22 protein-coding genes and 3 tRNA genes are annotated in these 19,769 nt (G+C 55.0%); 10 read left to right on the top strand and 15 right to left on the bottom strand.

Features of this window, described 5'->3' with window-relative positions; all coding sequences use genetic code 11:
• Positions 1 to 51 precede the first annotated feature (51 nt).
• Positions 52 to 1,374, bottom strand: coding sequence for an SLC45 family MFS transporter (locus A3L02_RS09795; RefSeq protein ID WP_088863736.1), 1,323 nt, complete (start codon positions 1,372 to 1,374; stop codon positions 52 to 54).
• Between the two features lie 97 nt (positions 1,375 to 1,471).
• Here A3L02_RS09795 and A3L02_RS09800 point away from each other — a divergent pair, with 97 nt between their 5' ends.
• The gene (locus tag A3L02_RS09800; protein ID WP_088863737.1) at positions 1,472 to 2,224 is read left to right on the top strand and encodes a glycerophosphodiester phosphodiesterase family protein; all 753 of its coding nucleotides are present in this window, start codon (positions 1,472 to 1,474) and stop codon (positions 2,222 to 2,224) included.
• The gene (locus A3L02_RS09805) at positions 2,208 to 2,954 is read left to right on the top strand and encodes a glycerophosphodiester phosphodiesterase family protein (RefSeq protein ID WP_088863738.1); all 747 of its coding nucleotides are present in this window, start codon (positions 2,208 to 2,210) and stop codon (positions 2,952 to 2,954) included. Before A3L02_RS09800 ends, A3L02_RS09805 begins: the two co-directional genes overlap by 17 nt.
• A gap of 121 nt (positions 2,955 to 3,075) precedes the next feature.
• Here the strand turns inward: A3L02_RS09805 and A3L02_RS09810 are convergent, their stop codons facing one another.
• Genes A3L02_RS09810 through A3L02_RS09825 form a run of 4 tightly spaced genes read right to left on the bottom strand, consistent with a single transcriptional unit; the run spans position 3,076 to position 5,515 of the window.
• Entirely contained in the window at positions 3,076 to 3,276 is a 201-nt protein-coding gene (locus A3L02_RS09810) for a hypothetical protein (RefSeq protein ID WP_237268604.1), read from the bottom strand.
• Positions 3,273 to 3,980, bottom strand: a complete 708-nt coding sequence (locus tag A3L02_RS09815; protein WP_088863739.1) for a PrsW family intramembrane metalloprotease — start codon at positions 3,978 to 3,980, stop codon at positions 3,273 to 3,275. Before A3L02_RS09815 ends, A3L02_RS09810 begins: the two co-directional genes overlap by 4 nt.
• 43 nt (positions 3,981 to 4,023) lie before the next feature.
• On the bottom strand, positions 4,024 to 4,788 hold the full coding sequence (locus A3L02_RS09820) for a hypothetical protein (protein WP_088863740.1): 765 nt from the start codon (positions 4,786 to 4,788) through the stop codon (positions 4,024 to 4,026).
• Positions 4,789 to 4,834: 46 nt separating this feature from the next.
• Complete coding sequence (locus A3L02_RS09825) at positions 4,835 to 5,515, bottom strand: metallophosphoesterase (RefSeq protein ID WP_088863741.1); 681 nt, start codon at positions 5,513 to 5,515, stop codon at positions 4,835 to 4,837.
• 90 nt (positions 5,516 to 5,605) lie between these two features.
• On the opposite strand from A3L02_RS09825, the gene A3L02_RS09830 reads away from it, so the two are divergent.
• The gene (locus A3L02_RS09830; RefSeq protein WP_088863742.1) at positions 5,606 to 5,890 is read left to right on the top strand and encodes a hypothetical protein; all 285 of its coding nucleotides are present in this window, start codon (positions 5,606 to 5,608) and stop codon (positions 5,888 to 5,890) included.
• On the opposite strand, the gene A3L02_RS09835 is transcribed toward A3L02_RS09830, so the two are convergent.
• Positions 5,887 to 6,555 (bottom strand): HAD family hydrolase, encoded by a 669-nt coding sequence (locus tag A3L02_RS09835; protein WP_088863743.1) that lies wholly within the window; start codon positions 6,553 to 6,555, stop codon positions 5,887 to 5,889. The genes A3L02_RS09830 and A3L02_RS09835 overlap by 4 nt on opposite strands.
• Before the next feature lie 114 nt (positions 6,556 to 6,669).
• On the opposite strand from A3L02_RS09835, the gene gcvPA reads away from it, so the two are divergent.
• Positions 6,670 to 8,010 (top strand): aminomethyl-transferring glycine dehydrogenase subunit GcvPA, encoded by a 1,341-nt coding sequence (gene gcvPA / locus A3L02_RS09840; protein ID WP_088863744.1) that lies wholly within the window; start codon positions 6,670 to 6,672, stop codon positions 8,008 to 8,010.
• Entirely contained in the window at positions 8,011 to 9,519 is a 1,509-nt protein-coding gene (gcvPB, locus tag A3L02_RS09845) for an aminomethyl-transferring glycine dehydrogenase subunit GcvPB (protein ID WP_088863745.1), read from the top strand.
• A 182-nt stretch (positions 9,520 to 9,701) separates the two neighbouring features.
• Here gcvPB and A3L02_RS09850 read toward each other — a convergent pair.
• Positions 9,702 to 9,778: transfer RNA gene (locus tag A3L02_RS09850), tRNA-Thr, on the bottom strand.
• A 97-nt stretch (positions 9,779 to 9,875) separates the two neighbouring features.
• Here A3L02_RS09850 and A3L02_RS09855 point away from each other — a divergent pair.
• Positions 9,876 to 9,951: transfer RNA gene (locus A3L02_RS09855), tRNA-Asn, on the top strand.
• A 5-nt stretch (positions 9,952 to 9,956) separates the two neighbouring features.
• A tRNA-Ile gene (locus A3L02_RS09860) sits at positions 9,957 to 10,034 on the top strand.
• A gap of 277 nt (positions 10,035 to 10,311) precedes the next feature.
• Here A3L02_RS09860 and rpl12p read toward each other — a convergent pair.
• The 8 genes from rpl12p to A3L02_RS09900 all read right to left on the bottom strand — a co-directional run bounded on the left by rpl12p (position 10,312) and on the right by A3L02_RS09900 (position 15,731).
• Entirely contained in the window at positions 10,312 to 10,629 is a 318-nt protein-coding gene (gene rpl12p / locus A3L02_RS09865; RefSeq protein ID WP_088863746.1) for a 50S ribosomal protein P1, read from the bottom strand.
• Positions 10,630 to 10,699: 70 nt separating this feature from the next.
• Positions 10,700 to 11,719: a 50S ribosomal protein L10 gene (locus A3L02_RS09870; RefSeq protein WP_088863883.1), complete on the bottom strand. Its 1,020-nt coding sequence runs from the start codon at positions 11,717 to 11,719 to the stop codon at positions 10,700 to 10,702.
• Positions 11,720 to 11,724: 5 nt separating this feature from the next.
• Positions 11,725 to 12,375, bottom strand: coding sequence for a 50S ribosomal protein L1 (locus tag A3L02_RS09875; protein WP_088863747.1), 651 nt, complete (start codon positions 12,373 to 12,375; stop codon positions 11,725 to 11,727).
• A gap of 79 nt (positions 12,376 to 12,454) precedes the next feature.
• Positions 12,455 to 12,943: a 50S ribosomal protein L11 gene (locus tag A3L02_RS09880; protein ID WP_054834491.1), complete on the bottom strand. Its 489-nt coding sequence runs from the start codon at positions 12,941 to 12,943 to the stop codon at positions 12,455 to 12,457.
• A 26-nt stretch (positions 12,944 to 12,969) separates the two neighbouring features.
• On the bottom strand, positions 12,970 to 13,428 hold the full coding sequence (locus A3L02_RS09885; RefSeq protein ID WP_088863748.1) for a transcription elongation factor Spt5: 459 nt from the start codon (positions 13,426 to 13,428) through the stop codon (positions 12,970 to 12,972).
• A 20-nt stretch (positions 13,429 to 13,448) separates the two neighbouring features.
• The gene (locus A3L02_RS09890; RefSeq protein WP_204247235.1) at positions 13,449 to 13,622 is read right to left on the bottom strand and encodes a protein translocase SEC61 complex subunit gamma; all 174 of its coding nucleotides are present in this window, start codon (positions 13,620 to 13,622) and stop codon (positions 13,449 to 13,451) included.
• Positions 13,623 to 13,670: 48 nt separating this feature from the next.
• Positions 13,671 to 14,792: a cell division protein FtsZ gene (gene ftsZ, locus A3L02_RS09895; protein WP_088863750.1), complete on the bottom strand. Its 1,122-nt coding sequence runs from the start codon at positions 14,790 to 14,792 to the stop codon at positions 13,671 to 13,673.
• 120 nt (positions 14,793 to 14,912) lie between these two features.
• Positions 14,913 to 15,731: a D-aminoacyl-tRNA deacylase gene (locus tag A3L02_RS09900; protein ID WP_088863751.1), complete on the bottom strand. Its 819-nt coding sequence runs from the start codon at positions 15,729 to 15,731 to the stop codon at positions 14,913 to 14,915.
• 235 nt (positions 15,732 to 15,966) lie between these two features.
• Here A3L02_RS09900 and A3L02_RS09905 point away from each other — a divergent pair, with 235 nt between their 5' ends.
• The 3 genes from A3L02_RS09905 to A3L02_RS09915 are packed head-to-tail and all read left to right on the top strand — an operon-like array spanning position 15,967 to position 19,725.
• Entirely contained in the window at positions 15,967 to 16,965 is a 999-nt protein-coding gene (locus tag A3L02_RS09905) for a TAXI family TRAP transporter solute-binding subunit (protein WP_088863752.1), read from the top strand.
• Between the two features lie 47 nt (positions 16,966 to 17,012).
• The gene (locus A3L02_RS09910) at positions 17,013 to 17,417 is read left to right on the top strand and encodes a DUF1850 domain-containing protein (protein ID WP_204247197.1); all 405 of its coding nucleotides are present in this window, start codon (positions 17,013 to 17,015) and stop codon (positions 17,415 to 17,417) included.
• Between the two features lies 1 nt (position 17,418).
• Complete coding sequence (locus A3L02_RS09915; RefSeq protein WP_088863754.1) at positions 17,419 to 19,725, top strand: TRAP transporter permease; 2,307 nt, start codon at positions 17,419 to 17,421, stop codon at positions 19,723 to 19,725.
• Positions 19,726 to 19,769: the final 44 nt, after the last annotated feature.

Here is a 19,769-nt window from a genome sequence, read left to right on the forward strand (position 1 = left end):
AGGAGAGTTTTAACGTTTTGGTATACGTTCCAGAGCTAAAAAATGAAAGGTTCAGTCCATGTCGGGGACGTAGTCGAGCGCATCACCGCGGTACCTGACGACGTCGCCCCTCCTGACGAACTGCATGGCTATCGCCGCCAGGATGAAGAACGTTACCGCGAAGGGTAACAGCGTCCTGTAGCCGATGAGGTCGAGGAAGGCTCCGGCCAGCGGTGGCGCAACGAGGTTGGCCGCCTGGCTGAAGAAGTAGTAGAGTCCCGTGTAACCGCCGAGCTTCTCCTCCGTGGTCATGTCAACGACCATGGGCAGGGAGTTCACGTTCACCATGGCCCATCCCAGGCCCCCCACAAAGAAGAGCCCCATGAAGGTCATCACTACGGGGTCGGTTAGGGAGCTGGAGCCGGGCTTCTGGCTCTCCCCGACGAGGTAGGCCCCTATCAGTATGACCACCACCAGCATGAGTCCGAGCGTTATCGTCCTCCTCCTGCCGAGCCTTGCGCCGATGAAGCCCGCGGGAATCGCGAATATCATGAAGCTGAGGGAGAAGGTGCCGAGCATGAAGGCACCGGTGCTCTCCTCGATGCCGAGGTGGTACTTGGCGTAGCTCGTGAAGAACGTCTCCAGCGAGTTGAACGCTATGAACCAGAAGAATATCGCGAGGAGTATGGCCAGTAAACTCCGCTCGTGGCTCGCGAAGACGTCCTTGAGGTTCTCTTTGAGCTCTCCGAAGCTCTTGTGGGACGTCTCCGAGAGGAGTTTCTTTATCTTGACCTTCTCACCCGGAACGCGGTACTCCTCGGGCTCGGGGACGAAGAGGACGACGAGCAGGTTGGCGAGGAGCATCACCGCCGCACCGAGGTAGAAGGGGTAGGCGTAGTTGATGTCGTAGAGGACCTTACCGCCGAAGTAGGCTAAAAGGGCCCCAAGGCCGCCCATGAAGTTGATTATACCGTTGGCCTGGCTCCTCTTCTCGCTCGGGGTTATGTCGGGCATGAAGGCGATTACCGGGGAGCGGAAGAGGGCCATGAAGAAGTTCATGAAGATTATCGTGCCCATAAAGAGGGCGAGGTTCTCGTGTGCCCTTGAAACCGGTATTAGCGCGAACATTATCGCAGCGGAGGGTGCACCGAGGAGTATGTAGGGCTTTCTGCGCCCCAGCCTCGTCCGCGTCATATCGCTCAGCGCACCTAAGAACGGGAGCAGGAGAACCGCGAAGAGGTTGTCTATCGTCATGATGAAACCGGTCACGGTCTTGCTGAGGTGGAACGTGTCCTGCAGGAATATCGGTATGTAAGCGTTGTAGAGGGCCCATATTATGCTTATTCCGAAGAACCCAAAACCGAGGATGAATATCCTTGAATATTTGAACTCCAACCCGTTCACCCCCATCCCGTAGTGGGTTTTATCAACGGGAAGAATAGCCGGACGAAACTTTTAAGGCTTGTGAGTTCATTTCTGAGCGGTTGAACATATGACAACTATGAACAGTGGACGGCCGGTAATCCTCGGGCACAGGGGGTTCAGGGGCCCCATCGAGAACACCCCGACCGCTTTCAGGCGCGCCCTCCGCTACGCGGACGGGATAGAGTTCGACGTTAGGGTTACGGGCGACGGGAAGGTTGTGATCCACCACGACGATACCTTTTGGTCGAATGGTTCGCGGTACAGGTTAAGGGACCTGAGCATTGCGGAGCTGAAGAGGCTACACCCGCTCGGGAGCATGGTCCCGACGATGGAGAGGGTTCTGAAGGAGTTTTCAGGTGCCCTATTCGATGTGGACGTCAAGGAGCCCGAGGCCGTCGAAGGTGCCCTCAAAATCGTGGAAAGACAGGGGGCAACCGAACGGGCGGTTTTCTCGGCCGACGACCCCGGGATAACTAAAACCCTCCTCAGGGAGTGCCCCGACTGCAGGGTCGGTTTCTCCGTAATCGGTTACCCCTCCGTTCCTTGGATAGCACGGTTCAGGGGCCTCCACTCGATTCACGTTCCCATCGATGCGGTCTCCTACGTCGGTTACCGGCCGCTGGTGGTTCTTCTGCGGGCCCTTCGGAAACGCGGCCTGAGGATCTACCTGTGGAACTACATGATGGACGAGCTGACATGGGTTCCGAGGTTTTTGCCCTCTGTCGATGTCGTTATCTCCGACGACCCGGCGAGGCTGAGGAAAACTTTTTACGCCGGCGGTGTATCCGGAAGGGGCGATGCACATGTGGGAGAGGGATAGGGTTATCGTCCTCGGACACAGGGGTTACATGAGCCACTACCCTGAGAACAGCCTTCTGGCTTTTAGGAAGGCCATTGAAGCAGGAGCGGATGGAATCGAGCTGGACGTCTGGCTCACGCGGGACGGGGAAGTAGTCGTCATGCACGACGAGACCATAGACCGGACGAGCAACATGAGTGGAAAGATAAAGGAGATGACGCTGGAGGAGCTTAAGGGGGCCGACATCGGGATGGGCGAGAGGATCCCGACCCTCGAGGAGGTCTTCGAGGCCCTTCCCAAGGATGCGCTCGTCAACGTCGAGATCAAGGACCCGGATGCGGTTGAGAGGGTCGCCGAAATCGTGGCCTCCAGCAACCCGGAGAGGGTGATGGTGTCCTCCTTCAACTTGGACGCGCTCAGGGAGTACAGGAAGCAGGACGATACCACCAGGATGGGCCTCCTCATAGAGCGCGAGGAAGTCGTTCCGATGGTTCCTAAGCTGAAGGAGGAGCTCAACCTCTGGTCGATAAACGTTCCGGTTGAGGCCATCTACATGCTCGGGCTCGAGAAGACCATTGGGGCCCTCCAATGGGCGCGCTCCATTGGGCTTAAGGTCGTCCTCTGGTCGGGGAACGACGCCCTCTTTTACAGGGACGACAACCTGGCCAAACTCAAGGGCCTCTTCGAGGGGGTCATAACCGGCGACGTCGAAAATATGGTGGACTACCTCAAAGGCCTTGGACTGAGGTAAAACCTTTTAAGGTTCTTTTCTTTACTTCTTCTGGTGTGAGTATGCGCTGGCGTCCGCTCCTTGTTGCCATCGGGAACCTCTATCCTGACGGGCTCGTTTACGTTCTCGACGGTTGGAAAGTTCAAAGCGCCTCGAACTTCTGGAGGAATATCCTGAGGTCTGTCTTGAACGGCTCCTTCGCGCGCTCTATCTCCTCGTTGAGGAGCTGAACGAAGTTCTCCTCGTCCGTTGACTCATCCCAGAGGCGTTTTACGATGTTTTCGAGCTTCTCGTAGTATTCAACGTAGGGTCTCGCCTCGAAGAGGGCCTCCTCCAGTTTCACATCCCATCCCCCCTTTTGAACCAGTAGTACCAGAAGCGGGACGCGTCCTCCAGCTGACCGAGTATCAGGAACTGGCGGAGTATAGCGGTGTTGATGAGTATCAGAAGTATCAGGATGATGTTGTATGCGGGAACCGCTGTGCTAAGGAACGCGAAGTAGTCCCAGGTTATGTGGAGCAGCATCGCGAGGCTGAAGTAAGGCACGAGTGAATACGCCCTCCCCTCGGCCTTCAAACCGTAGCCAACGCCGATTATGGCGCTCCAAGTCGCGTGGGCGAAGGGGGTGAGGAAAGCACGCACAACCGTCACGGCAACGCCGTATCCCATACCGTAAAGGAAGTTCTCGGTGGTGGCGAACCCAAGGCCGGCGGCGACGCCGTAGACGAGGCCGTCCATTATACCGTCCATCTGTCCCGCCTTGAAGGGCCAGGCTATCGCCAGCGCTTTTGCCGGCTCCTCAACGAGTCCCGCCACGAGCGCGACGTAAAAAGCGGTCAGCGGGAGAATTGGCTTCACTATGCCGCCGAGGGTGAGGAAGCTTTCAAGGAGATAAGCGATTCCAACGGAGAGAGTCCCTCCGAGCACGAACGTCCCAACAACGTACCTCCTCGGCTCGGGCTCGTATTTGTCGGCGTGGTAAAAGTACCACAGTATAATCAGGGCCGGAGCGTATGCGAAGAACAGCAAAACGCTTAGCACGTCCATTGATCACTTCACCAAAGAAAATTGGGGTTGAAGATTTAAAGGTTTAGCATTCGCTGAACAGTTCCTCCATGTCAAGTCCCTGGCCCTCCAGATAGCTCACGAGAGGCTGAGGGGGCTCGACGGAGGCCGAATTGATGCCGCTTATTTCTATTTTAATCTCGTCAACCCAGCGTTCATTGTCCTTCGTGTAGTACGCCCTTTGAAGTATCTCAACAGGGATTAGATCCCGGGTCAGCTTTACCGTCACGGTGCCGCTGTAGTCTTTTTCGGTTCTCCCTTCACTCCAGAGGGTGTGGTTAACGGTGATGAGGTAGTAGTCCCCTTCGGCTGTTACCGTTGCGTTTTCGAGGGGAAAGCCCCTCCAGAGGTTATCAAGGAGGGTGGAGTTAAGTTCGGGACCCTTTCCTTTTTCATAACACGAGAACTGCCAGTTCACGAGACCGCTCCTGTTGGTCAGCGTGACGAATCCCGCCTTAGTCGTGTAGTAGTATACTTCATAGACCAGCTTTCCGGTCCTACTGGCGACGGTGATCGAGGATTTCATCTCGTTTTTCTTATCTATGGCGACTTTGGAATGGAGCGCTGCGGTAAGGTTGGTCCCGTTGTAGGTCTTGATGTCCATGACGTATTCATAGCTTTCTATTCCGGCAACCGCACTCTCAAGCTGCCCTTTCGTAAAAGGCAGGCTTCTGGTCGTGGTTGTCGTCGGGCTATTTCCACCCCCGCTTCCGCCACCGGAGATACACCCTGACACCAGGACCGTGAGAACGAGAAGCACGCCGATGATTCCCATGTATCCCTTTCTCATTATACCACCCGGAGGTAGTTGGGCTCCCGGTATTAAAAGGTTGGCATCAGATAGAACTTAAAGCCCTGCTCAGGTCTCTTAACCTACCAAAATCGAGAAGTTCCTGATCAACGGGAACCAGAACCCGCGCGCTGGCGGGATCGTACTCACGAAGGAACGGCGATACTATCTCCCTTAGAACGTCGTTCCCGTAGGCCCACGGACTGAAGGCCGGGAGAACCACCAGTTCCTCACCCATCAGGAAGACCGGAACCTTGACAATGGCCCCAACCTCGTCCCTGAGCCTTATCGCGGGATGCTCGTGGCCGATTATGAAGCGCTCCCCCTCCACGAGCTTATGACCGTGGACCAGCTTCCATCCTTTTAATTCGAGCTCATCGACGACCTCAACGCCCAGTTCCCTCAACCAGAGCGTCCCGACGTCGTGGTTGCCCCGGACGAGGACGATCTCCTCGACCATCGGCGAGACCTCCTCCACGAAGGCCCTGAGTTCCTCCTTCTCGCGCCACTCCGGGACGAAGGAGTGCTTGAGGTCGCCGTCGATTACCAGTCTCTTCGGTCTCTCCGCCCTCAGGAGTTTCTTCAGGTTCGCGACGACCTCGTGGAAAACCCTCGGGAGGTAAAAACCTTCCCTCGCCATGCTGACCTCGTAGCCGAGGTGGAGGTCCGCTACGACGAGCGCGTTTCCAAGTCTGAGCGCCTTTCCGGGGAGGGGTACCGGTTTCATGTGCTCGAGTTCGAGGTTCAGCTTTTAAGTTTTGTTAGGGTAACCGAAAGGGTTTTAAATCTGCCACCAAGTAGACAACGGTGAGTAAAAATGCCCTACCTTGGTTTCGCGAGGAGCCCCCACGGGCCGGTTAAAACGTACGAACTCGTGCTGGACGAACTCAGGAGGAGGGGTTTCTCCATAAGGTTCTCGAAGCACCACTGGGCCGGCGATTTGCCCTTCGGCTTGATAATGGCCGAAACGGACAGGGGGGACGTCGCCGTGAGGTGGGCCCTTGGAAAGGAGTTCAAACTGGAACTTGAGGAAGTGGATAGGGAGACGTACGACGAGTTCGTCGAGGACACCCTCGAGTACACCAACGCAGACTCCGATTAGCCTCTCTTCACCCTCTCTATGACGTCGAAAAGGCTCCACAGGTCCCGTATCACGTGCAGGCGGGGAATCAGAGCGAGCCGCTCACGGTTCTTCTCGACGAACCTCGCGCTGAAGGGGAAGTAGTACCAGACGTACTCCGTGTTCTCGTCGCCGTGGCCCACGAAGCGCCAGGGCTTGTCGTCCACCCAGATGAACGTGTCGTTCCCGTATTTGCTCCGGACGAGGTCAAAGGCCTCCGCTATCGTCATCTCCCTCCCGAAAACGATGACGTCGTCGAAGAGGTCGTAGATGCCCATCATCTTGAGCCTCTTAACCTTCATTCCATCTATGAAGTCCTCGGCCGAGAAGGAGATTACCGTGTGGCCCTCCTCCCTAAGCTTCCTCAGGAGCTCGGGGGCATCGTCTATCGGTTTGCTGAGCCTCGCCCTCTCCTCGAACCAGGCCTCGAAGAACTTCGTCCTCAGGAAGAAGGGGGGCCTTGACGTCTTCCTGTGGCTTCCAAAGGTTGGTCTCTCGAAGTAGTTCTCGATCCCCGTTAGGGCCTTCGCCCAGAGCCCCTTGAGGGGTAGCCAGGGGTAACGCTTCTTCAGAGCCCTGAGGAAGGCCTCCTCGATGCACGAATAGGTGTCGGCCAGCGTTCCGTCGAAGTCGAAGGCGATTATCATGGCGATCCCACCCTAAGTGTCCTGGCGGCCTTTAAACTTTTACCACGGCACAAAGCATATATGGGTTGGACCCTAACATTCAACGAGCATCTTAAAGTTTAGAGGGTGATGGGTATGGGAAAACACTACATACCGAACTCCGCCGATAGGGAGGAGATGCTAAAAGAAATGGGGCTCTCCTCCATCGAAGAGCTCTTTTCGGACGTTCCCAAGGGGATGGTTAAGGAGTTCAACCTGCCCGAGGGAAAGAGCGAGTACGAGGTCTTTCTCGAGCTCAACGAGGTCCTCTCCAAGAACCGAACAGTCCTCGAGATGCCCAGCTTCCTTGGAGCGGGCACGTACTTCCACTACGTTCCGGCGCACGTTAGGTACCTCATCGAGAGGAGCGAGTTCCTCACCGCCTACACTCCCTACCAGCCGGAGATAAGTCAGGGAATGCTCCAGGCGCTCTTCGAGTACCAGAGCCTCATAGCCGAACTCGTGGGCCTGCCGATAGTTAACTCCTCGATGTACGACTGGGGAACGGCCATGGCCGAGGCGGCCCTGATGAGCGCCCGCGTAACAAAGAGAAATAAGTTCGTGGTGCCGAGACACCTCAGCCCGGAGAAGAGGCGGATCCTCGGAACGTACACGACGGGCCCCGGGCTCGAGGTCGTGGAGGTTCCGTGGAACGAGAGGGGTCAGATGGATCTCGAGAAGCTTAAGGAAGCGGTCGAGGGCGCGGCCGGCGTCTACGTCGAGGTTCCCAACTTCTTCGGCCTACTCGAGGAGGACGTCAGGGAGATAGGGGAGATTGCCCACGAGGCCGGGGCGCTGTTCGTAGTTGGCGTCGACCCGACGATACTCGGCATCGTCGAGGCCCCGGGAGAGCTCGGCGCCGATGTGGTCGTCGGCGAGGCCGCCTACTTCGGCAACCCCATGAACTTCGGAGGACCGAGGGCTGGAATCTTCGCGACGAGGAACGACAGGAAACTCGTCCGCCAGATGCCCGGAAGGATAATAGGCATGACCAGGACCGCCGACGGAGAGAGGGCCTTCGTGATGACCCTCCAGACGAGGGAACAACACATCCGCAGGGCGAAGGCCACCTCCAACATCTGCTCGAACGAGGCCCTCGTGGCCGTCGCGGCCGCGATTCACCTGGCCACCCTCGGGCCGAAGGGACTGAGGGAGCTCGGTGAGACGGTACTAAAGAACACCGCCTACCTCAAGAAACGTCTTAGTGAGATCGCGGAGGTTCCCTTTGAGGGCGTTAACTTCAAGGACGTCCTCCTGAGGTTCGAAAAGCCCTACGGGAAGATACACGAGGCCCTTTTGGAGAGAAACATCCACGGCGGCTACTACGTGGGAGAACACTTCCCGGAGCTCGGCGAGAGCGCCCTGTTCGCCGCCACGGAGACTACGAAGAAGGAATGGATCGATGCGCTCGTAGAGGCCCTGAAGGAGGTGGCCTGAATGTTCCGCCAGGCTAAGTGGGACGAACCCCTTATCTTCGAGCTCTCCCGCGCGGGGAGGGTCGGCTACACACTTCCGAAGCCGATCGAGGACGTTGAAGTTGAAATTCCAGAGAAGCTGAGGAGGAAGAGCCCGCTCGACCTTCCGGAGCTGAGCGAGCCCGAGGTGGTGAGGCACTACACGCGCCTTAGCGAGATGAACTACGGCGTCGACAGCGGCATCTACCCGCTCGGCTCCTGCACCATGAAGTACAACCCCAAGATAAACGAGGAGATGGCCAATCATCCCGGCGTTGCCTACGTCCACCCCTACCAGGATGAGAGAACCGTTCAGGGAGCGCTTAAGGTGATGTGGGAACTGGAGCAATGGCTCAAGGAGATAACCGGGATGGACCGCTTCACCCTCCAGCCGGCCGCGGGTGCCAACGGGGAGTTCACGGGCGTTTCAATAATAAGGGCCTACCACATCGACAGGGGCGACACGGAGAGGACGGAGATGCTCGTTCCCGATTCCGCCCACGGAACGAACCCGGCGAGTGCCGCGATGGCCGGCTTCAAGGTCGTCGAGATACCCTCGAACGAGAACGGGACCGTTGACCTTGAGGCCCTCGAGAGCGCGGTGAGCGAGAGAACCGCGGGTTTGATGCTCACCAACCCCAACACCCTCGGCATCTTCGAGGACGAGATACTCGAGATAGCGAGGATAGTCCACGAGGCCGGCGGCCTCCTCTACTACGACGGGGCAAACCTGAACGGAATCCTCGGCAAGGTTCGGCCCGGCGACATGGGCTTCGACGTCGTCCACCTTAACCTCCACAAGACCTTCTCGACGCCCCACGGCGGCGGCGGTCCCGGAAGCGGGCCCGTTGGCGTTAAGGACTTCCTCAAGGACTACCTCCCGGTGCCCCTCGTGGGCTACGACGAGGAGAACGACCGCTACTACCTCGACTACGACGTCCCCAAGAGCATAGGAAAGGTGAAGGAGCTCTACGGCAACTTCGCGGTTATGGTCAGGGCGTTGACCTACCTCAAGGTTATGGGGGCCGACGGGCTCAGGGAGGCCAGTGAAGTTGCTGTTCTCAACGCCAACTACATCGCCAAAAAGCTCAAGGGGACAAAAGGTTACGAGTTGCCTCACAAGGAGCTCAGGAAGCACGAGGTCGTGTTCTCCGCGGAGCCTATGAAGAGGGAGACGGGCGTAAAGGCCCTTGACGTGGCGAAGAGACTGCTCGACTTCGGCCTTCACGCGCCGACGATATACTTCCCGCTGATAGTCCATGAGGCCCTCATGATAGAGCCCACGGAGACAGTCAGCAGAGAGGAGCTCGACGCCTACGTAGAGGCTCTGAGGAGGATAAGTGACGAGGCATACAGCAACCCCGAGATCGTTAAGGCCGCCCCCCACAACACCGCCGTGAGGAGGGTGGACGACGTCATAGCCGCCAAGAGGCCGATAATAACGTGGCGTATGTACAGGGAGCTGGGGGAGAAGGGGGATATTGATATTTGAGGGGGTTATACCCCTCCCCCACGTTTTTAATGCGCTGTTAAAAGGCATTCAATCGTCAAAAGCACGTTAACGGCGAATTCAAGATTAACCCTTTTAGAAGCAAACACGCCTCAAAATCACCCAAAAAGAGAATCACAACCTTTTGATCAACTTTTTCCAAAAGTTTGAACGGGCTGTTGGTGTGGAGCCCCGGGCGGGATTTGAACCCGCGACCGGCGGATTACAAGTCCGCCGCCCCACCAAGCTAGGCTACCGGGGCACGCTTTTAAGGAGACCGAACGGAAATATAAAGTTTTCTCTCAGATCTCGCCACCGTAAATTTTATAAATCCCCCGGTATTCCCTACATTGGGTCGTGCCGCCGTAGCTTAGTCGGTAGAGCGCCGGACTGTTAATCCGGCGGTCCCCGGTTCGAGTCCGGGCGGCGGCGCCACCAGAGGGCCCGTAGCTCAGCCTGGTCAGAGCGCGCGGCTCATAACCGCGTGGTCGGGGGTTCGAAGCCCCCCGGGCCCACCATATCAACCCTTTCTTGCGAAAGCGTTGACGGAAAAGGATGATTCTTTTTTCAAGGAACAGTTTAAGGGTGTTTGCTAAAGATAAAGACTGCTCTTGGGTTTTGAATTCACTCTTCTTAAGAAAGCTTTTATGGTGGGGTTTGCTCTTGAATAGCGCTCCGAAGGGGCGCGAAAGACTGTAAACCCCTTGAATTTGCTCCTTTTTCGTCGTGCACTACGGGGATGTAAGAAGAAAAGGGATTGGACGTCCGCCCGGGGGCGGACAAAAGAAAGGGGGTTCAACCGAAGAGGGCGCCGAGACCTGCGAGGGCCTCCTCCTCGCTGGCCTCCTCTTCCTCTTCTTCCTCCTCTTCCTGGGCCTCCTCGGCCGGAGCCTCAGCGGCCGGAGCGGCGGCAACGGCCACCGGAGCGGCAACCGGCATGGCGGCCTTCTCGATGACCTCGTCGATGTTGACGCCCTCAAGGGCGGCAACGAGGGCCTTTATCCTTGCCTCGTCGGGGCTAACACCGGCGGCCTCAAGGACAGCCTTAAGGTTCTCCTCCGTTATCTCCTTACCAGCGGCGTGGAGCAGCAGAGCGGCATACACGTACTCCATTTTTCGCACCTCCAATCATCTTCATTTTCATCCATTTCACACGTTTGGGGATACGAGGGAAACGGAAAGTTCAGCCGAAGAGCGCGCCCAGTCCCGCGAGCGCGTCCTCCTCGGAAGCTTCCTCCTCTTCCTCTTCTTCCTCCTCAGCCTCCTCAACTTTCTCCTCCTGAGGCTGAGCGGCAACGGCTATTTGTGCCTGCTGGTTTAAAAGCTCTTTGGTCTTCTCGTCGAGCAGCTCCTCGGGCAACTGCTGTGCTATGAGCAGGACGGTTCTGATGGCCCTGCCGAAGATGTCCTCAACCGTCTCCGGTGTGATGTATCCGGCCTCAACGGCAACGTTCTTGGCTCCAAGGAACGCCTTCTGGATGATGGCCTCGATGGTCTGGCTCGTCGGATAGGCCGTGTTGACGGACAGGTTGAAGGCGTGCATGTACGCCTGCTGGAGCATGTTGATGTACTCGCTCTCGTCTATCGCGAGGACGTCCGGCGTGTAGACGATCCCGTCCTCGTAGGCCGCGAGCAGGTTGAGACCGACCTCGAGCGGCTCTATGCCGAGGGCGTTTAGTATCCTGGCTAACTGGTCGGTTATGACCTCGCCGGCCTTGAGGACGGTGTAGTCCTTCTGGATGCTGACCTTACCCTTCTCTATCCTCGCGGGTATGCCAAGGGCCTGCATCTCACCGACGAGTGGACCGGGTGAGATTGAAGTTGGGCCCGCCGGGATCACAACGTCCCTGGGAACCGCGACACCGGCCTTCGCAGGAGCGGGGGTCTTGCTCTCCTCAAGGAGTTTGTAGAGCTTGAAGGGGTTCATCTCGGTGGCGAGGATTCCAGCCCCTCCCTGGATGTGGTCGATGAGCTTTTCGAGGTCGGGGTTGTTGAGTTCCTGGGCGGCCCTCCTTATGGCGAGCTCTATGAGGGTGTTCCTGCTGACCCTGAGGAGCGCCTTTCCGCGGAGCTTCTCACGCATCTTGCTCAGTGGATAGGCCGGGACGTTGGCAACGTCAACGAGCGCTATCACTGGGTGGCTCTTGATGATGTTGACGAGCTCTTCAACCTCCTTCTTCTTCCACTCGGCTACGTGGGCCATCTCCCTCACCTCTCCACCTTAACTGCCGGCCCCATGGTGGTCTTGATGTACACTGACTTCACCTGGTTCTCGCCGCGCTCCAGCTTGTTGACGATGGCGTTGAGAACCGCCTCGGCGTTTTCGGCCAGTTTCTCGTCGTCCATGTCCTCGGTTCCTATCCTGGCGTGAACGACGGGGTTGTTCTTGAGCTGCAACCTGACGGTCTTCTTGAGCCTGGCGACTATGGGTTCGAGGTTGGTCATGGTCGGTGGAACCACCTGTGGCATCTTGTTCCTCGGACCCAGGTAGCGACCGAGGTACCTACCGATCTTCGGCATCAGCGGTGCGGCCGCTATGAAGAAGTCGTAGTTCTTCGCCAGTTTCCTTGCCTGCCTTGGGTTCTTGGCGAGTTCTTCGAGTTGCTCTCCACTAATCACATCGAGCCCGAGCTTTTTAGCCGCCTCGGCAACGGCACCATCAGCGATGACCGCGATCTTGGGCTCCTTCCCACGACCGTGGGGCAGCACAACCTCGAGCTTGAACCTGTTCTCCGGCTTGCGGAGGTCTATATCCTTGAGGTTGACTGCCATCTCGACGGTCTGTGTGAAGTTGCGCGGCTTAGCCCGGGCCTTCGCCTCCTTCACCGCTTCCACGAATCTCTGCTTTTCAAAGGCCATTCGAAGCCCTCCATTCCTTTTTGATTTGAGCAACGAAAAGTCAAAGATGCGTAAAAGGAGGGATTTTTAAACTTTTCCCTCACTCCTCTTTTGCGAAAATCTCGTCGTAAACGCCCTCGTCAATCTCCTTCTGGACTTCCCTGGGGTCTTTGCCCTCGACGGTGACGCCCATGCTGAGGGCGGTGCCGATGACCTCCTTCGCCGCGGCCTTGAGGTCAGCGGCGAGCATCTGGTCCGCCTTGGCCTTCGCTATTCTGATGACCTGCTCCATGGTTAGGTTTCCAACGGGGCTGTGAACCGGTTCACTGGAACCCTTGGGAACGCCGAGCTCTTTCTTGATGAGCTGGCTAACCGGTGGAACACCAACCTCTATCTCGAAGGTCTTCTTTTTGGGATCCGTAACGATGATCTTGACGGGAACCTGCATGCCCGCGAAGTCCTTCGTGGCCTTGTTTATCTCGTCGACGACCTGCTTGACGTTGAGCCCGAGCGGACCGATTGCCGGACCGAGCGGTGGTCCAGGTGAAGCCTTTCCTCCCTCAACGAGCACCTCAACAACCTGTGGCATCTTTCTCACCTCTGTCCTTTGACCGTTCACTCCTTCCGGCGTTTGCTTATAAGTCTAACGTATTCGCCCCTCACCGTGACCGGTATCGGGACGACCGAACCTATGAGCTCGACGACTATCTCGTCCTTGGCCTCGTCAACCCTCGTGACCTTTGCCTTCTCGCCTTTGAAGGGCCCGGAGATGAGCTCGACTATGTCACCGGGCTCGAAGCCGCTCACGGCAGGCTTCTCCTCGAGGAAGTGCTCTATCTCCCCGAACTTAACCTCACCGGGAAGGGTGCCCTTCGCGTGCCTTATGCCTCTGATAGCCTCGTCAACGGCACTCTTGCTGGGCGCCTCGACGAAGATGTAACCCTTCACCTTCGACGGAGCGAGTACCGCGTAAACGGGCAGGTTGTAGGTTTTAACCTTGCTGTATATTAGCTTGGCCGTGGTCTCCTCCTGGCCGACGGTGACGCGCACTGTGAATATCCTGCCGTCGCTCATTTCAATCACCCGTTGCCGGTTCAGGAACCGGTGATCAGGTAGCCGATAAGGCGAATCACAAGACCTATAAGACCGATCAGGGTCATTCCAATGCCCGTGATCTTCGTTGCAAGCTTAAACTCCTTCATACCGGGCTTTTTTGTGACCATTAAAACCCTCCGCGACTCCGCGAAGAAGTTTTTAAGCTTTTCCATGTTCGTTGCCACCCTCGTCACCCCTCCAAATTTTGAAAACGAAAGTCGTCAAAGCTCCTCAAGGTCGAGCTTAATAATCTTTCTCTCCCCCTCCTCCAGGGGATACTGGCTCTCCTCCTCCGCAACCGCGTAGGGCGAGCTGACGCCGGTGACCACTATCAGTATCCTTATCATCTTCTCGAGTTCTTCATCGAGCTGGATGCCCCAGATGACCTGCGCCTCCGGATCGAGTTTGCTCGTGACGAGCTCTATTACCTGCTGGGCCTCCTCGAGCTTGACGTCGCTTCCGCTGATGCTTATGAGGGCGCCCTTGGCACCGCTTATGTCGACGTCAAGGAGCGGGCTGTTCAGCGCCTGCTGGGCCGCCTCGAGGGCCCTCTTCTCGCTGTCGCTCTCGCCGATTCCTATCATGGCGACGCCGCCGTCCTTCATGACGGCCCTGACGTCGTTGAAGTCGAGGTTGACCAGCCCGGGCTTGGTGATGAGCTCGGTGATGCCCTTGACGGCCTGAACGAGTATCTCATCGGCGACCTTGAAGGCCATGTGGATGGGCAGGTTTGGAGCGACCTCCATGAGCTTGTCGTTGGGGATCACTATGACGGTGTCGCTGTTCTTCCTGAGCCTCTCGAGACCGTACTCGGCGTTCTTTATGCGCCTTATGCCCTCGACGGTGAAGGGCAACGTGACGACCGAGACGGTTAACGCTCCCATCTTCTTGGCCATCTCGGCAACCACTGGAGCGGCACCCGTGCCCGTTCCGCCGCCGAGACCGCACGTGATGAAGACCATATCGGCGCCTTCAAGGGCCTCTCGTATGTCCCTTTCGTTTTCCCTCGCCGCTTCCTCACCCATCTTTGGGTTGTTTCCGGCCCCGAGACCCCTCGTCAGCTCCTTACCGATGAGTATCTTCTTGTGGGCGCGGATCTTGAGGAGATCCTGGGCGTCCGTGTTGACGGCGATTATCTTCGCGCCCTGTATGCCAACCTGCATCATCCTGTTAACGGTGTTACAGCCGGCACCGCCGACACCAACGACATAGATCTTGGCCTGTATCTGCTCCAGGATCTTCTTGAGCTCCTCATCAACGTCCGTCTGGGGAACTTGGACCTCCGGAGCCTTGGTGAGGTCGGCAGAGGTTCTTTCGATGGCATCTTCAATCAGCTTCAACATCCTTCCACCCTCCGGGCAATTTAACACCCTTTCCACTTTCAGGCAGGTGGTATATAAGTTTAGCTAAGGGCGAATGCTGATTTTTAAATCCCGCTTAACATCTTTAAAGATTTCGATTGGTCAATCCCTGATGAACTCCAGCCCCAGTTCTTCGGCGAGGGTTCTGGCCATCTGCCTGGTTTCGCCCCTGCTACCCTTCCAGTCGACGTATATGGCCTCAACCCTTTCCACGGTTCTCTCGATCGCTTTAAGAACCAGCTCCTTCTTAAGCGGGTGGGCGTATTTGGGGGCGATGTGACCGAAGGCGATGTCCGTTTCGAGTGCCCTCCTCGTCTGTTTCGGCGCGTAGTGCCCGCCCCCGATTCCAACGGCAACTGGGAAGCTGGCCTTTTTGTAGTTTTTAAGCACGTGAACTATCGTCTCGGCTATTATCTCCCCTGCCCTGTCGATTACCCACTCCTCCTCGCTTGAGCCTATCTCGATGAAGAAGCTCGGCACTTCCAGCTCGCTCGGGCCGTGGTGGGTGGCTTCATAGCAGACCAGCCATCCGAGGTCGTTGAGCTCGTTCATCTTCAGCAAAGCGAGCTTCATCGCACTCGGCTGGGCTACAGCGAGGCTCTCGTCTTTCCCGCCGTACATCGCCTTGCCCCAGTTCCCCGTTACGTGAACGGTTAACGCCGGCAGTTTCTTCTTGCTCGAGTGCCTGGAGGCGAAGGCTATGATCTCGGGCTTGAATCCAAGCTGCTTCTCAATTTCATGATCAAGATTGTCATAGTAAATCATCTCATCATTGGTTGTCAGGATTATTGTTTTTCCGTTTTGATAGAGGGAATTTCCATCAAAAATTCTCTCACCCTCTTTAAATCCGAAATTCTCTATAAGCTTCCTCTTAATATTCATGGATGCTGGATCCACTTTGGTCGTCATTATCACATTCATCGGCTGTCCCCACATTGAACTGGGAAACAGAATAAAAAGGTTTGCCCTCAAGTCGACATTATATTGTCAATAATTGTGGAGATTTTTTCGAAAATTCTGAAAATTTTGCATTTCTCTGTCGAAACCCTAACATTTATTCGCTTGTAAAACTTTACAACCGTAAAATATATAACTGGGGGTAGGGCTATAGTATAGATATAGGTAAAATCAAAAACGATTGCGAGGGGAGTGGAAAATGAAGTGGAAAATTTTGGGAATAATATTTGTTTTGGCCCTTGGTTTGGTTGTTTCGGGCTGCACACAACAAGGAGGAACCACAACCAGCTCCGTCGAAAAGACAAAAATCACAATATACACCGGCGGCACAAGTGGTGTATACTTCCCACTTGGTTCTAAGTATGCAGAGCTCCTAACAAAATACGGTACGGTTGTAAGTGCGGAGGCAGTTACAAGCGGTGCAAGTGTTGCAAATGCTAAAGCCATTGCGGATGGAAACGCCCAAGCTGCCATCCTGCAAAACGACGTTGCATACTATGCATACAATGGATTGTACATGTTCGATGGCAATCCCATAAAGAAGTTAAAGGGTGTTGCCGCGTTATATCCCGAAACAGTGCAATTTGTGGTTAGAGCTGACAGTGATATCAAGAGCCTGGAGGACTTAAAGGGTAAAAAAGTGGCTATCGGTGCTCCTGGAAGCGGTACAGCCGTTGCAGCCGAGCAGGTTCTTAAAGCAGCAGGTGTCTGGGACAGCATTGAGAAGGTCAATCAGAAATTCAGCGAAGCAGCCCAAAGCTTAAAGCTCGGTCAGGTCGATGCGGCGGTTATAGTTTCGGGAATTCCAACTCCTGCAGTTAACCAAATCGCAGTCCAAACACCGGTCAGAGTCCTTCCGATCTCGGATGACATATTGAACAAGCTCAAAGGTGAGGGATACATATTCTACGTTAGACAGATGGTGCCGAAGGGGACGTACAACGGTGTTGACGCGGATACACCAACAGTCGCCGTTAAAGCCATGCTCGCGGTGAGCGCTGATCTTCCGGATGATGTTGTCTACGAAATGACCAAAATACTCTATGAGCACGTTGAGGATCTGAGAGCCGTTCACCAGAAAGCTAAACTGATAAGCCTTGACACAGCGCTGGATGGTATGAGCATACCTCTCCACCCAGGAGCCATTAAGTACTACGAGGAAAAGGGATTAACAATACCAAGCGAACTTAAAGGGTGAAGTTCTTGAACAGACCCTTTTATTTTTTTATTCTGGCATTTTTTCTCATGATCCTTTTTCCCGTTAATGTACTCATCGTTAGCGACGGGAATTCATCTCATGACTATATTCTGGGGGAAAAGAACATCACAATCTTCTACATACACAGCGTTGAAAGAAGCGAAATATACGAGGGGTTGAAAGTTAACAGGACAGGGATCTATGCCGTCGAAATGAAATGGAAGGACTTCGGTGCAGGATTACCCGAGGACATTCAATACATGGAGAACGGCTACTATGTGAAGAAAATCAACATATACCTCGGAAAGAGTCTGGATTTCTGGTTTATCCCCCTTAATAGGGCTCAAATAAGCGTTGATGGTTCTATTATCTTCGCCCCAAAAACGGAAACACTTATGAAATTCGAAGTGAAGAGATGTTTATTAATACAAGCTCTGTTAGGGAGGTGCTGAGATGGAAGAGATAAAAGAGATGGAAGAAGAAAAAGTGGAAGTCGTTTTGGAAAGAACGAGAACTTTATCCCCCAAACTGGAGATGCTAATAAGAATTGCAGCCGTCCTGATTGGTATCTATGAAATACTCTTCATATTCAACTTCAACTACACTCTCTACGATTTATTCTCGAGATTGGGGGTAAACATCGGCATCTTGAAGATCACATTTCAGAGCAAACAGGGAGAAGCTTTTGTGCTGGCCATGATACTCTTGATCACGTACGTCCTCTATCCTTTTAGGAAGCGGGAGAAGGAGCTCAAAAAAGTACCAGTTTATGACTACCTGCTCGTAATCCTAAGCTTGATCTCAATGTTTTACCTCTTTGCGGTCTACAACAGGTATGCAGAGTTCGCTGAGGTCTACATGCAGGATGTTATATTTGGAATCCTCGCAATAATCCTCGTGCTCGAGGCCACAAGAAGGGTTTTGGGATGGGTCCTGCCCTCCGTGGTGGTGGTGTTTTTAATATATGGAATCTACAAAGTTGGGTTCAACTGGGTGCGCTTCACCCAGCAGCTCTACTTCGATGAGGGAATATTTGGAATTCCCCTCTTCGTCATGACAATCTACGTCTTTGCCTTCGTGTTCTTCGGGGCATTCCTCCTCAAGATAGGGGTGAGCGATTATATCACTGAGTTTATGATATCCCTCTTTGGCGCCCGTCCCGGAGGTCCAGCTAAATCCGCCGTTGTTTCCAGTGGGCTTATGGGTACGGTGAGTGGTTCGAGTGTTGCGAACGTTTTGACCACCGGAACTTTCACAATACCCCTAATGAAAAAAGCAGGGTATCCCAAAGAAATCGCCGGGGCTGTGGAACCCGTTGCATCCACAGGAGGTCAGTTAATGCCCCCAATTATGGGTGCGGCGGCTTTCATCATGGCGGAATTTTTGGGGGTACCCTACAATAAGCTCATCATCGCTGCGGTTCTTCCAGCTCTGGTTTACTACTCGGGTGTTTACTTGTTCATAGACCTCGAAACAAAGCGTCTTGGACTAAAGGGAATGCCCAGAGAGAACTTTGCATCCCTCAGATACTTCGTGAGGAAACTCTACATACTCTCGCCCATACTCGTCATCACTGTGGCACTCGTCTGGGGAATAGCCCCCCACATATCGGCAATCTCATCCCTGGGAATAGCCATCTGGGTCTCATGGATTGCAAAGGACAAGATAGAAGGGCATGAACTGTTCTATGTTGGTGTAGCGTCCCTTACAACGGTGCTTATGTTCACAGGGAAAGGGATAGGAAAGCCCGTGGCACTGGTTCTCCTGCTGCTCGCTCTCATCCTCGTCGGCCTATCCTTTGTCTCAAACTTAACGAAGAGGAACGAAAAGCTCTACATAAGCCTGCTGTTCATACTATTCATTGCAATGACAAAATATCTGGGCATGAGGAAGGAGCAGATACTTCTGATGACAGGAGTTCTTGGGATAGTCTTCTCGCTGATAGTGGGCTACTTCTCAAAGACTGAGGAAGGAAGAAAAATGTACTCGGCGACCTATGAATCCATGATAGACGCTGGAAAGACGAGCACAAGCGTGATGTTAGCCGCTGCAAGTGCCGGTTTAATACAGGGAGTTCTCACCATGACGGGGCTCGTGACGAGCTTGGGCTACAAGCTGGTCTCACTGACCGCAGGGAACCTATGGCTCCTGCTCCTCCTAACAATGGTGTTCAGCCTGATACTCGGTATGGGTGTCCCCACAACGGCTAACTATATTATCACATCTTTAGTCGCCGCACCTGCAATCTATAACGCCGTCCTGGGATTACAGCCCTACAGCTCCCCCGTACCCGGCTTTGGAACTCCAATAGCCCTCCTAGCAGCACACTTCTTCGTGTTCTACTTTGGAATTTTAGCAGATATAACACCTCCCGTAGCTCTGGCGTCCTATGCGGGCTCTGCCCTAGCGGGAGGGGACTTCTGGAAGACAGCCCTAAACGCGGTTAAGTACGCCTTGGCGGGGTACATTGGACCGTATATATACTTCACCCACCCGGAGATGTTCCTGATAACGGTCTCAAAGTGGAATCCAATGATGATCGGTAAGGTGCTCTACTACCTCGTGGCGACGCTCTTCGTCATGTACCTGCTGGCCATAGCACTGACCGGCTTCTACCGCACCCACCTCAAGCCCTGGATACGCGGAGTGGTCGGCATCCTCGGGCTGGTCGGCGTGACCCTGAACCCCATAGCCGTAGGAGCGGGGATCGTGGCCTGGCTCGGCCTGAAGTTCTACGGCAAAAAAGCCAGCACTTCGTGAATTTTCTTTTTTATCAACACTTTCTATACGTTTCCGCTTTAAGG

The organism is Thermococcus celer Vu 13 = JCM 8558, from assembly GCF_002214365.1.
In the GTDB taxonomy this organism is placed as follows: domain Archaea; phylum Methanobacteriota_B; class Thermococci; order Thermococcales; family Thermococcaceae; genus Thermococcus; species Thermococcus celer.